Origin of the sequence: Nonomuraea sp. 10N515B, assembly GCF_052245915.1 — a bacterium.
Taxonomy (GTDB): domain Bacteria; phylum Actinomycetota; class Actinomycetes; order Streptosporangiales; family Streptosporangiaceae; genus Nonomuraea.
Genome location: NZ_JBQQBQ010000004.1, coordinates 137,186 through 149,811, shown reverse-complemented (window position 1 = coordinate 149,811; position 12,626 = coordinate 137,186). Strand labels below are relative to the sequence as shown.

At 69.2% G+C, this 12,626-nt stretch carries 11 protein-coding genes; 6 read left to right on the top strand and 5 right to left on the bottom strand.

The window, feature by feature from the left end; translation table 11 throughout:
• Positions 1–78: 78 nt before the first annotated feature.
• Positions 79–2,433, bottom strand: a complete 2,355-nt coding sequence (locus tag ACTWQA_RS07245; RefSeq protein ID WP_443158485.1) for a S1 family peptidase — start codon at positions 2,431–2,433, stop codon at positions 79–81.
• A 266-nt stretch (positions 2,434–2,699) separates the two neighbouring features.
• Positions 2,700–3,821, bottom strand: a complete 1,122-nt coding sequence (locus tag ACTWQA_RS07240) for an ROK family protein (RefSeq protein WP_443158484.1) — start codon at positions 3,819–3,821, stop codon at positions 2,700–2,702.
• 78 nt (positions 3,822–3,899) lie between these two features.
• On the opposite strand from ACTWQA_RS07240, the gene ACTWQA_RS07235 reads away from it, so the two are divergent.
• The 6 genes from ACTWQA_RS07235 to ACTWQA_RS07210 are packed head-to-tail and all read left to right on the top strand — an operon-like array spanning position 3,900 to position 8,481.
• On the top strand, positions 3,900–5,168 hold the full coding sequence (locus ACTWQA_RS07235; protein WP_443158483.1) for an ABC transporter substrate-binding protein: 1,269 nt from the start codon (positions 3,900–3,902) through the stop codon (positions 5,166–5,168).
• The gene (locus ACTWQA_RS07230) at positions 5,169–5,414 is read left to right on the top strand and encodes a hypothetical protein (RefSeq protein ID WP_443158482.1); all 246 of its coding nucleotides are present in this window, start codon (positions 5,169–5,171) and stop codon (positions 5,412–5,414) included. It abuts the gene before it with no gap.
• A gap of 11 nt (positions 5,415–5,425) precedes the next feature.
• Positions 5,426–6,055: a carbohydrate ABC transporter permease gene (locus tag ACTWQA_RS07225; protein ID WP_443158481.1), complete on the top strand. Its 630-nt coding sequence runs from the start codon at positions 5,426–5,428 to the stop codon at positions 6,053–6,055.
• Positions 6,052–6,867 (top strand): carbohydrate ABC transporter permease, encoded by an 816-nt coding sequence (locus tag ACTWQA_RS07220; protein ID WP_443158480.1) that lies wholly within the window; start codon positions 6,052–6,054, stop codon positions 6,865–6,867. Before ACTWQA_RS07225 ends, ACTWQA_RS07220 begins: the two co-directional genes overlap by 4 nt.
• Positions 6,864–8,144 carry a Gfo/Idh/MocA family protein gene (locus ACTWQA_RS07215; RefSeq protein WP_443158479.1) on the top strand — a complete coding sequence of 427 codons (1,281 nt, stop codon included), beginning with the start codon at positions 6,864–6,866 and terminating at the stop codon, positions 8,142–8,144. The genes ACTWQA_RS07220 and ACTWQA_RS07215 overlap by 4 nt, the downstream gene beginning before the upstream one ends.
• Positions 8,145–8,172: 28 nt before the next feature.
• Positions 8,173–8,481 (top strand): hypothetical protein, encoded by a 309-nt coding sequence (locus ACTWQA_RS07210; RefSeq protein WP_443158478.1) that lies wholly within the window; start codon positions 8,173–8,175, stop codon positions 8,479–8,481.
• Here ACTWQA_RS07210 and ACTWQA_RS07205 read toward each other — a convergent pair.
• The 3 genes from ACTWQA_RS07205 to ACTWQA_RS07195 all read right to left on the bottom strand — a co-directional run bounded on the left by ACTWQA_RS07205 (position 8,423) and on the right by ACTWQA_RS07195 (position 12,622).
• Positions 8,423–9,994, bottom strand: coding sequence for a hypothetical protein (locus ACTWQA_RS07205; RefSeq protein ID WP_443158477.1), 1,572 nt, complete (start codon positions 9,992–9,994; stop codon positions 8,423–8,425). The two genes, ACTWQA_RS07210 and ACTWQA_RS07205, sit on opposite strands and share 59 nt — an antisense overlap.
• A 743-nt stretch (positions 9,995–10,737) precedes the next feature.
• On the bottom strand, positions 10,738–12,030 hold the full coding sequence (locus ACTWQA_RS07200) for an MFS transporter (RefSeq protein WP_443158476.1): 1,293 nt from the start codon (positions 12,028–12,030) through the stop codon (positions 10,738–10,740).
• Complete coding sequence (locus tag ACTWQA_RS07195; protein ID WP_443158475.1) at positions 12,023–12,622, bottom strand: helix-turn-helix domain-containing protein; 600 nt, start codon at positions 12,620–12,622, stop codon at positions 12,023–12,025. Before ACTWQA_RS07195 ends, ACTWQA_RS07200 begins: the two co-directional genes overlap by 8 nt.
• Positions 12,623–12,626: the final 4 nt, after the last annotated feature.

Here is a 12,626-nt window from a genome sequence, read left to right as displayed (position 1 = left end):
CACCATTTCCGTCGATGTGGTCAATGAACGGGCTGAACGGCCGGCCGGAGCTCATGCGCCCGACCGGCCGTTCAGTACTCAGCTGACGACCCGCAGCTCCAGGAGGGTCTCGCTGCAGTTCTCGGGATAATCGGGGTGGCTCGCGTCACAGGTGGTGGTATCCGAGCGTCCGAACTGCTCGCTCTCGTCCCGTTCGACGCGCTTGGTCCGCTCCGTTCCGGTCTCCACGTTGACAACGGTCGCGTCCACATCGTGGCCGGCGCCCGGCGAGCGGCTGTCTCCTTGAACCTCGAAGACGTTCGGGATCCGGAGCTTCACCCATCCCGAGGGCGCGAGGACCTTGAAGCACACCGCCATCACCCCGAGGTGCGGCTCGCCGACCACGGGCTGGCCGTTCAGCAGGCCCGGGAACACCTTGAGCACGCCGACCCCGTTCTCCGGGGACGAACTGCACGAGACCCAGATGATCCCGCCGTTCCCGGAGATCAGCTCGAAGTTCTTCTCCTCGGCCTCTTCCGTACCCCAATCGGTCTGACCGGAGGTGCCCGCGTATTCGTGCGGGAAGTGCGCGGGGTAGGCGAACCTCTCCACGATGGAGTCCGGGCCGATGACGGGCGTCACGGTGACCGGAACCACCCGTACAGGCGGAAGAGCCCGTCCCGTGAAATAGGTGATCTGGTCACCCGGACGGTAGGCGAACAGATGGCTCTGCCCGCCCGTGCTCGTGAAGTCGAAGGTGATGATGCGGTCCTTCGCCAGCTCCAGGTCATAGCCACCGATGCCGGTCGAGCTGTGGAACACCGCCGTGAACGAATTGCCCGCGCCGTGCCGCAGGATCCAGGCCGTCTTTCCGCCCGGACGGTAGAGCAGCAGATGATCCAGCCTGCCCGTGTGCTCGTAGTCGTAGGCGATGATCTGATCCGCCGTGCTCTTCAGGTCATAGCCACCGATGCCCGCCGCGCTGTTGAAGACGGCTCTGAACGTGTTGCCCGCACCGTGCTCGAGAACCCAGGCCGTCTGCCCGCCCGGACGATAGAGCACCAGGTGATCTGGCTTACCTGAACTCGTGTAATCGAAGGCGATGATGCGGTCCCGGGCATCTTTCAGGTTGTACCCGCCGATCCCACCATCGGCCGTGGCGAAGATCGTCGTGAACGTGGCATTACCGTTGTGCCGGAGAATGCGGGCCATACCGGTCCCCGGCCGGTACAGCAGCAGATGATCCAGCTTCCCCGAATGCTCGTAGTCGAAGGCGATGATCTGGTCCTCGGCGCCCTTCAGGTCATATTCGCCGATGCCTGCCGAGCTGTGGAAAACGGCTTTGAACGTGTTGCCCGCACCGTGCTCGAGAATCCAGGCCGTCTGCCCGCCCGGACGGTAGAGCAGCAGATGGTCCAGCTTTCCCGAACCCGTGTAGTCAAAGGCGATGATGCGGTCCCGGTTGTCCTTCAGGTCATAGCCGCCGATACCAGTGGTCGAGGAGAAGACCGGGGCGTAGGTGCCGTCCGTCCTCCGCTTGACGATGAAGATGATCTGCGAGCCCGGACGGTAGAGCAGCAGGTGATCCAGCTTTCCCGAGTGGTCGTAATCGAAGGCCACCGCCTGATCACGGTTGTCATCCATGTCATAGCCGCCGATACCGGTCACGCTGCCGCCGTACTGTGCGAAGGACGTGGTGGGCTCGATCGCCACCGTGCGGATCCAGCTCGCCAGGTCGTCCACCCGCGCCGCATCGCCCCCGCGCGCCCCGTCGCCGGCCGCGCCCAGGCAGCCTCCCTGCCCCGCGCCGGAGCTGAGCCCGACGAGCTCCGCGCGGCCCCCGCTCGTGCGCAGCACCGGCGCGCCCGCGTCCCCCTGACAGGCGCTCACGTCACTGCCGTTCGCCCCGGTCCAGCCGAACGAGCCGGCGTCCACGGCCCCCGCCACGACCGGCGCGGCATGCACCCGGTTGGGCGCCCACTGCTCAGCCGTTCGTCCATAGCCCACGACCTGCAGCGCGTCCCCCGCGGCAGGAACGGCGGAGCCGACCACGGCAGGCGTGATGCCGACTGCCCGCAGCGCCAGCTTGACCAGCACGACGTCCCGGTCGCGGTGCGGGTGGATCCATTCCACGGGCAGCACCCGCCCGCTCGTACCGGACAGATCCGTCCTGCCGACCGTCACCGTCGTCGCCGTCTTCGGCGCTCCGCTCGTGACGGACTGCCCTTGGGAGGCGAAACAACTGGTGGCGGCGATCACCCATTGCGGGCTGACGAGGGCTCCGGTGCAGCTGTGCATCTCGCCGACGTTCACCTTCGCCACGAAACCGTACGTGCCGTCGGCCACCGGGCTGGCTCCCTTGACGGCCTGGGCCGGCGTCGCCCCTGCCCAGAGCACCGCTGAGGAGGCGACCATCAGGAGGGAGAGGGTCGTGATGTGTAATGACCGGATCATTCGCTGGAGGTTCACGGCACGAGTGTGCGAGTGGAGACATGGGTGAACCAGGGCATCTACCGGACATAACGCGGCCATTTGCTCAGCAGGCCCTTAGAGCGTGTCCTGTGGATCATGGAGTTGGGTCACGGAGCCAGATCCTGATCGAGGCGACGTCGATGGTGCCCTGGTAGATCCGCTCGCGTTTGTCGGTGCGCAGGGCCGTCCCACTCCTCGTCGGTCAGATCATGACAACTCAGACGCTCCTCATCCACTGTGTGGATGGGTCACACTTCGAAGAGCGTGTGCTCGACGTGATCCAGCGCCAGCCGTACGGCGCCGAGCGCCACGGATTCGCCGCCCAGGGCGGAGGTCTCCACCCGCACCGGGAAGAGGCAGAGCTCGGCGAGCTCCTCGCGGAGCGGCGCGGCGAGCAACTCGCCCGCGCCTGACAACCCGCCGCCCAGGACGACCAGCTCGGGGTCCATCGTGAGCACGGCCGCGCCCACGCCCTTGGCCAGGTCGCGGGCGAAGGCGCGGACGATGGCCGCCGCCTCCGCGTCGCCCTGCCGCACGGCCTCGAACACGCGCTCGGCCGCCTCCGCAGCCGGGACGTCGCCGCCGTAGGCGAGGAAACGGTCGAACGCGGTGTACCACCCGAAGGCCCGCATGACGCCGATCTCGCCGGCGGCGCCGTTGCGGCCCAGGTGGAGCTTGCCGCCGATGAGCAGCCCGGCCGCGATGCTGCGCCCGGCCAGGATGCAGATCACGTCCTTGGCTCCGACCGCGGCGCCGCACCAGTGCTCGGCCAGCGCGGCCAGGTTGGTGTCGTTGCCCACCAGGACGGGCCCGTCGGCCAGGCCGGAGAGCGAGGCAGGCAGATCGACACCTGCCCAGCCGGGCAGCCGGTCACTGATCAGTATCGTGCCGGCGGCGGGGTCGACCACGCCGGTCGTGGCCACGCCCAGCGCCCGTACCCTACCTGGCTCGACACCCGCGGCACGCAGGGTCCTGCGCACCACCGACTTCGCCGCGGCGATGCGGTCGCCGGTGCTGGTCTCGGGTGTGACGACGGTGCGCCTGCGGTCGACGATGCGCCCTTTGAGGTCGGCGGTGAGCGCCAGCACCTTGTGGGGGCCGATGTCGAGGCCGACGACGTGTCCCGCGTCGGCGCGGAATCGGTAGCGCCTGGCCGGTCGGCCGACCGGACGGGGATCCCCCTCCTTGCGCCCTACCTCCTCGACGAGGTCGTCGAGCCCGGCGATCACGTCCTCGACGGTCGCGCGGGAGATGGAGGTGGTCTTCACGAGCTGCGTGAGCGTCAGCTCGTCCGCGGCGTGCAGCGCGCGCAGCACGGCAGCGGAGTTGAGGCGGCGAAGGAGCGCCGGGTCCTGTCCGGTCAAGGTCACGAATCGATGGTAGGGCATTGCCAATTATTAGAGGAACCCCTAAAAATATATCTGCACCCCTTGAGAGAGGACCCCCAGGTGAAGAAGGCCATAGTGCTGACCACCGCTGCCTTGGCGCTTGTCGCGTGTGCGCCGGCAGGGTCGCAACAACCAGCGGCGAGCGGCAAGAAGGAGATCTCCTTCCTGGTGTTCGAGACACCCAACCTGACGCCGGAGTACTGGGACGCGGCCATCAAGCGCGTCACCGACAAGCACCCGGACATCGCGGTCAAGAAGCTGGTGGCGCCGAGCGCGGGCGAGCGCAACGCCTACGCCAAGCAGCTGCTGGCCTCCGGCCAGCTCCCCGACGTCCTGCAGGCCATCGCGCCCAGCGGGCTCGCCGAGAGCGGCAACCTGTACGCCTGGAGCGAGGAGGAGCTGAAGAACTACACCTACCCGCGCTCCAACCCGCTGGGCGGCAAGATCTACCAGCTGCCCTACAACTCCCAGCCGACCCCGCTGGTCTACTACAACAAGACGCTGTTCGCCGAGGCCGGCATCACCGCGCCGCCGACGACGTACGCCGAGCTGCTGGAGGTGTCAGCCAAGCTCAAGGCCAAGGGCATCAACCCGTTCGTGGTGGGCGGCGGTGGCAAGGACGCGTTCGCGGCCGGCTACATCTGGATCGCGCTCGTCGGCGCCGACGTCTACGCCCAGCAGCCGGACTTCCTGGTCAAGCGGCGTGGCGGACAGGCGAAGTTCAGCGATCCGGTCTTCGCCAAGGCCACGCAGAAGTTCGCCGACCTGGTCGGCAAGGGCTACATCGACAAGGCCGGGCTGTCGCGCGACTACCCGTCGACGGAGAAGGCGTTCCTGGACGGCAAGGGCGCGATGTACCCGATGGGGTCGTGGTTCGCCGCCTCGGCCGACGCCAACAAGCCGCCGTTCGACATCGGGGTCTTCGCCTGGCCCACCGACGACGGCAAGGTCGTCGTGCCGTCGTACACCGGCGGCGGGCCCATCGTGAACGCCAAGTCCAAGAACTTGGAGGCGGCCAGGACATTCGCCCTGGAGTTCAACCAGAACGCGGCCAACAACGACGTTCTCGTCAAGACCGACGCGGCCATCATCGCGATCAACGGCTACCAGCCGCCGCAGATGGGCCCGGTCTACAACGCCACGCTCGAGGTGTTCAAGTCGGGCCAGGTCGTCAACGCCTTCACGGTCGAGACGGGCGACGACTCCCTGCTGCCCGGGGTGGGCGACAAGGTGTTCGCGCTGGCACAGGAGATCATCGCGGGCAAGACCGACGGCGCCGCCGCGGCCAAGGCGCTCGACGAGGAGTGGGTCAAGGCGGGCGGCCAGTAAATGCCCCTGCGCCACCTGCGGGCGGCCGCCTCGTCGGGGCGGCTGCCGTACCTGCTGAGCTTCGTCGCGCCCGGCGTGCTGGTCTACGCCTGCTTCGTGCTCGCGCCGATCCTGCTCAGCTTCGGCTACAGCCTCACCAACGCCAGCCTCTTCGCGACGCGGACCCGCTTCGTCGGGCTGGACAACTACCTGCGCCTGCTCGGCGACCCCGCCTTCCTGACCCGCTCAAGGTCACCACGATCCTGACGCTGATCATCGTGATCGTGCCGAACGTGGCCGGCGTGGGCGTGGCCGTGCTGCTCGACCGCACCGGCTGGCTCTACCGCGTGCTGCGCAGCGTCTTCTTCATCCCCGTCGTGCTCAGCTCGGTGGTCGTCAGCGTGGTCTGGATGGCCATGCTGCAGGACGAAGGCCTGATCAACCAGCTGCTCGGCGTCCGCGTCGGCTGGCTGTCCGATCCCGATCTGGCGCTGTACTCGATCGGCTTCATCATCAGCTGGCAGATGCTCGGCTTCTGCTCGGTGGTCTACCTGGCCGCGCTGCAGGGCGTGCCCCAGTCGTTGCTGGAGGCCGCGTCGATCGACGGCGCCGGCACGTGGACCCGCTTCCGCAAGATCACCTGGCCGCTGCTGGCGCCCGCGCTGACCACCAACACGGTGATGCTGCTGATCACCGGTTTCAAGGCGTACGACCACATCCAGGTCCTGACCGCGGGCGGGCCCGGGCTGGGGACCACGGCGACCGTGGCCTTCAACGTCATCCAGATCGGCTTCACCGCCAACCGCACGGGCGAGTCGTCGGCCATGGCCATCCTCATGCTCGTGATCATCGCGACGGTGTCCGGCATCGTGCTGCGCGTGCTCAACCGCCGGGAGGTGGACCTATGAGGCAGCTGCGCCCGCTGGTCGCGATCGCCGTGGCCAGCGCGTTCTTCCTGCCGCTCTACCTGGTCGCGGCGAACGTCTTCAAGCACGGCCCGGACATCACCGCGTCGCCGGCCGCGCTGCCGATCCCGCCGACGCTGGACAACATCACGCAGGCGCTCACCCGCCCGGACAACCTGTTCTGGAACGGCCTGATCAACAGCGTCACCGTGACGTTGTTGTCGATCGTGCTCCTCACGGTCGTCTCGGCCATGCTCGGCCACTACATCTGCCGCACGCCATCGCGTTTCGCCCGGATCACTCTGCTGGTGTTGCTGGCCGGGCTCATGATCCCGCCCCAGGTGATCCTGGTGCCGGTCACGCAGGTGCTCAACGTGACCGGGCTGATGGGCACGATCAGCGGGCTGGTGCTGTTCAACGTCGGCTATTACGTGCCGTTCGGGGTGTTCGTCTTCTCGGGCTTCATCAGGGCCATCCCGGTCGAGCTGGAGCAGGCCGCCTCGATCGACGGGGCGAGCCAGTTCGGCACGTTCTGGCGGGTGGTCTTCCCCCTGCTGCGGCCTGCCACGGCCAGCGTGCTGATCTTCCTGGGCGTGTGGATCTGGAACGACTTCCTCAACCCGCTCATCATTCTCGGCCCGGCCGGCGGCACCACGGTCACCGTGGGCGTCTACCGCGCGCTCGGCCAGTTCCAGCGGGACTACGGCGGCATGTTCGGCCTGATGGTGCTGTCGGCCCTGCCCATCCTCATCTTCTACTTCCTGCTGCAGAAGCACTTCGTCAAAGGACTCACCGGGGGAGCGGTCAAAGGATGATCAACCTGAGGGACCATGTCGGGGAGGCCCTCGACCGGCCGATCACCCTGGCCGTGGTGGGGGCGGGCGCACGCGGCGCGGCCTACGCCGAGCTGGCCGCGCGGTGGCCCGACCGGGTACGGGTGGTGGCCGTGGCCGAGCCGCGGGCCGGCGTCCGCCAGGAGTTCGCGGCCCGGCATGAGCTGCCGCCCGAGCGGGTCTTCCGGTGCTGGAAGGAGCTGGCCGACCTCGGCAGGATCGCCGACGCGGTGATCGTGGCGACGCTGGACGCCGACCATCTGGCGCCCACGGAGGTCTTCGCCGGGCAGGGCTACGACATCCTGCTGGAGAAGCCCATCGCCCCCACCGAGTCGGAGACCGTGGCGATCGGCGAGGCGTCCGCCCGCACCGGCGCGATGATCGCGGTCTGCCACGTCATGCGCTACACCCCCTACACGCGCAAGCTCCGCGAGGTGCTGCCCAGGATCGGCGACATCGTCAGCGTCGAGCACCTGGAGCCGATCGGCTGGTACCACTTCGCCCACTCCTTCGTCCGCGGCAACTGGCGGCGCGAGGACGAGACCACCTTCGCGTTGCTGGCCAAGTCCTGCCACGACATCGACTGGCTCGGCCACGTCGTGGGCCGCAGGGCCGAGCGGGTCTCCTCCTTCGGCGGACTGCGCCACTTCCGCGCCGACCGCCGGCCGGCCGGTGCCGCGGACCGGTGCCTGGAGTGCCCGGTCGAGCGCGCATGCGCGTACTCGGCCGTGCGGCTCTACCGCGACGGGCTGTGTCACGGCGGCACCAAGCAGTACTTCACCCGCGTCGCGACCGGCGGCGTGCTCACCGAGGAGGCGGTCACCAGGGCGCTCGCCGAGGGCCCCTACGGGCGCTGCGTGTACGCCAGCGACAACGACGTGGTGGACCACCAAGTGGTGACCATCGAGTACGAGGGCGGGATCACCGCAGCGTTCACGATGACCGCCTTCACGCCGCTGGAGAACCGGCACACCAAGCTGTTCGGCACCCAAGGGCAGCTGACCGGCGACGGCCGCTTGATCCACATTTATGACTTCTTGTCAGAAGAAACGACCACCATCGACACCTCGTCGGACGGCTCCAGCGCGGCCGAGGGGCACGCCGGCGGTGACGCCGCGCTGATCGAGTCGTTCGTCACCGCCCTCCACGAGGGCCGGCCCGAGCTGATCTTGTCCGGCATCCAGGAGAGCGTCGACAGCCACCGGGTCGTCTTCGCCGCCGAACGGGCCCGGCGCACGGCCACCGTACAGACCCTCTGATCCCTTCTGAACGGAGAGGCGCCCCCCAATGAGGCAACGTTCCCTGCTCGCCCTCGCACTCCTAGCTTCCACCATGGTCGCCGTCAGCCCGGCTCCCACCCAGGCCGACGCGTCGCAGTGGCAGGACATCCGCAGGCTCCTGTCGGCCATCGACGACGCCTACACCGCTCCGCCCGCGATCAATACCGTGCAGACCACGGGCTACACCTCGGGCCTGCTCCTCGGCAACGGCGACCTGCACGTCGCCGCCGACGCCCGCGACCAGCGGCAGGTCGGGGTCACCGCAGGGGGGCGGTCACGCGGACGTTGTCGAAGTCGACGGCCGCGCGGCCCGTGACGAGCTGCACGTAACCGAGCCCGGTGATCGGGTTCGGGTCGGTGACGGTGACGCGGGGTGCCGGGTCCGCGCCGACGAAGGCGCGGATCTCGGCGTCGCGGAGCTCCACCCGGAGCGTCGTCGGTCCGGTGACCGCCGTCCCCGACCCGGTCGCGATGACGCCCGTGCCGGCCCGGAAGACGTCGACCGAGCCGTTGGGGCGGAGATAGACCATGTATCCGGACTGCGTGTAGGCGTCCCCGGGCTTCGCCGTCCGCACCTGGATGCCGCCGAAGGCGGACGACGTCGCGAGCGTGCGGAAGTCGACGCCGACCTCGACGGAGCCATCGGCGATCTTCAGGTCGTCGACGACGGACTTCCATCCCGTGCGGGTCGTGTCCTGCGGGCGGTAGACACCGCCGGTCACGGCCCAAACGCCGTCGACGGCGCTCCACGCCTCGGACGTCGCCGCCGCCGAGGAGAAGCTGTCGCGGAACACCACGCCCTGGGCGTCCGGCACGATCTGCACCTCGAAGGTGTCGATCTCGGTCGTCCCCGTGTCACGCAGCGTCTCGGCGGTGATCCGGCACGATCCGGGAAGCATCGTCTCCCGGATGGCGAGCTTCACCTCGCCGGGGCCCGAGGCGCCGGCATCGCCGGCGAGGCACGACCCCGAGAGCGTCACCTCGTCGATGTTCCGTCCGGAGATCCGTACCGAGAGCTCTTGTCCGGCCACGACGCTCGTCTGGCTCGGCGCGGCGGTGACGAGGTCGCGGCCCACGTCGGAGCGGGCCGCGGCGACCACCAGGCGCGCGGCGTCGTGTCGGGTCAGCACGCCCTCGCGGGTGAGCGTCGTGGCGGTCTTCGTGGCGTGGGATACGAAGGCGGCGTGGCTCTCCCATTGCTCGTCCGCCCGTAGGAGGTCGGCGACCGTGCAGCCGGTGCCGTCGTCGGTGTTGGCGACGCCGGTGTCCCGGTTGCCGATGAAGACCTTCGCCCGCTCGTCCGAGCCGGGGCAGTCGTCGTCGACGATCCGGATGTCGTAGGCGAGCCGCCCCGTGGCCTTGAGGTCGAGAACCTGCAGGGTACGGTTCCCGTCCGCGACGGGGAAGGCCGACGGCCACAGCGTCGCCGCGTCGGCGCCGGTCCAGCGGATCTCCACGCTCCGGCCGTCGCGGTTGACGACGAGCCCGGTGGCGTTCTCGGTCGTGGCCGGGGAGCCGGGGGCGGCGACCGTGCCGTCGCCGATCCACTGCAGCGTGTCGCCCTTCTCCAGCACCAGCGGGATGCGTTCGAAGAACTGGCCGGGACCGGCCTCGACCCGCACCTGGAGCCGGTCGCCGAGGGTCACGGACCTGGACACGGGGCTGCCCGCCGCGGCGTAGCGGATCTCCAGCCGGTCGAGGTCGCCGGCCGTCGCGGGATCGACGGGGGAGCCGTCACGGAAGAACGTGGGGACGGGCTGGTCATAGGCGTCGAAGTGCACACCGTCCGCCGCGGTCCAGCCGGTGCCCCACGACAGCTCCGCGTCCACCGGACGGGTCCGCGGAGCGCCGATCTGCGGGGCAGAGCACTATCCGACCGCGGCCGAGCGCCGGGGCCGCCATCGGCACGCTCCGCCCGTACGCGGGCGCCCCGTACACCGAGCACCGCGCGGACACGGTCACCGGCCAGCAGTTCGTCTTCGCCAAGCGCCCCTCGTATGTCGTCGGCCTGGGCTTCGGCAAGCACGTCAACACCCAGTACGGGTTCTGGGACAACCAGCGCTTCGGGCTCAGCTACCTCTACGATCCGAAGCTCGGCGTCGTCGTCCAGGGCCAGAACGCCCTCCATGACGTTGAGACGGGCTCACACGCCGACGTTCGGCCGTCTGACGGGGGCGGGTGGGTGGTTTGCCAGCGAGGACCTGTCCGCTTGTGGGACCGGATCGAGAAGGCCATCGAAACGTGGCAGAAAGCAGGTCAGCCTCACCAATCCGGTTTCGGTCTCACCGTGACACCCGAGGGCCAATGGGTATGGCTCGGGCAGCCTGACGGGCCTTCGTGGGATCTACCCGTCTAGATGCGGCAGCCGCCATTCGTCAGCTGAGCTGGGAGTATGCGGTGTCCAAACGGGCGCGGCGGTGTGGACCGTCGTGCTTGTGCTTGGCGCCGAGGGCGCCAGGATGACCAGCGGGCGGCCTGTTCGAGCGACGGCGTGCGGGCGGCGGCATCCGTCTACCGCATCGCGATAGCGATATCGCGAAGAGGCCCGTATCGAATCACGCGTGATTGCAGGTTAATGGGCATTACGCTCCGATTTGACCAGAACAAGCAGCCCCGCCATGGTCAAGCCGCTGGCGTGCAAGCAGAGCGTTGGGACAATGCCGAGCCGTTCGCCGAGCACGCCCGCCAGCGCCATCCCGAGCAGCGACGTGGCGGCCTGGGCGCTGATGAGGAGCCCGAAGACCGCGCCCCGCCGGTCGTCGTCGGTGACCGTCTGGGCGAACGTGGTCAGCCCCGCCATGGCTGCCGCGGCCGGTATCCCGGCCAGGGCGATCAGCACGATGGCCGGCCACAGCTCACGCGTCACGAGTGGATAGGTGAACAGCGCCAGGTCGGCCAGGCCAAAGACGACCGTCCCCCATCCAAACAGCGCCCGCGGCGTGGCGTTCCCCGGGCGGGTGGCGACCGCCAGACCGCCGGCGATCCCGCCGACTGCCTGCGCCGACAGGAACAGCCCGTAGGCGTCCCCATTTCCGCCGAGCACGTCCGCCACGAATGGTGCCGCGAGCGTCCCGAAGATACCCTCGCCCAGCCCTGTGATCACCATGTATGCCACCAGCAGGCGCACGCCTCGGTTCGTTCTGGCCAGTCGCAGCCCGGAGACCCACTGCCTGCCCATTGTCGTCGCGGTCGCGGCGCGGGCGGGCGTCCGCAGCCGGGCCAGCAGGAGCGCGGAGATCAGGAAGCCGGCCACGCCGATCCACACGACGGCGGCCAGCCCACCTGCACCGACCGCGACCCCGCCCGCCAGCGCGCCCAGCAGCCTGGCGGCCTGGCCGCTCTGTCCGTGCAACGCGTTGGCCCTGACTAGCTGCGAGGCGGCCACGATCTGTGGCACGAGGGCTTTCTGGGCGGGGAACAGGACCGTGCTGAGCACGCCCGTCCACAGGGCGACGGCGTAGACGATCCACACCTGACCCGGCTCGCGTACCGCCAGCAGGGGCAGCAACCCCATCGCGAGCAGCACGTCCGCGATCACCAGCAGCCTGCGGCGGTCCCATCGGTCGGCGAGCACTCCCGCCAGCGAGCCGAGCAGGACGTCCGGTAGGCGGCCGGCCAGCAGCATGGTGGCGCTGGACAGCGTGGACCCGGTGAGCACGTAGACGTGGTACGCCAGGCCGGTGCTGATGACCCAGTCACCGGTCTGTGAGATCAGCCCGGCCGAGAGCAGTCGCCGGTAGTCTCGGTTCCCCCCGACCAGCCCCCGGATCCCGCCCGGCGCCTCCTCTGTCGAATTCTCCGGAGCGCTCGTGGCCTCCCCCGCCGGTTCCTCTCCCGGCAGGGTGGCGTCCCTGGCGTCAGTCACCGGTGCCGGTCGCCGGAAGCGGAACCAGGAGGGTGGTCAGCAGAACAGGCCGGGCCCCCTCCGGCCGCTCGGACGGGTCGGCGATCCGCGCCATCAGCGGCTCCAGCAGGCGATCGACCGCCGCGTCGAGCGAGGCGAGCTCGTCGGGTGTGACGTAGAGGTAGGAGCTGCCGATCCCGCCGACCTTCCGCCACGCGTCCGGCTCGTCCATGCGGCGCTCCTGCCATTCGGCCAGCCGTGACAGCGCCCGTTCGGCGATGACCTGTTCCAGCAGGCCACGGGCGGCCGAGGCCTCGGGCCTCGACTCGGCATCGGACCACTCCTGGGTCAGCGACGTCGCCTTCCACGGCCGTTCCCGCTCATCGCGCGCCTCGGCCTGCTCCACGAAGCCGTACCTGGCGAGTTGCCGCAGGTGGTAGGAGGCCAGTGCCTGGCTGATGCCGACCTCGCGGGCGGCGTCCGCGGCGGTCGTGGCTCCGGCCCGCATCAGCAGCTCGTGCAGTGCCAAGCGGACGGGATGGGCAAATGCCCGCATGGCGGCCGGGTCGTCGAGCACCTGCCGTGGCCGCTTCCTCCAGGATTCCAAAGACATGCTT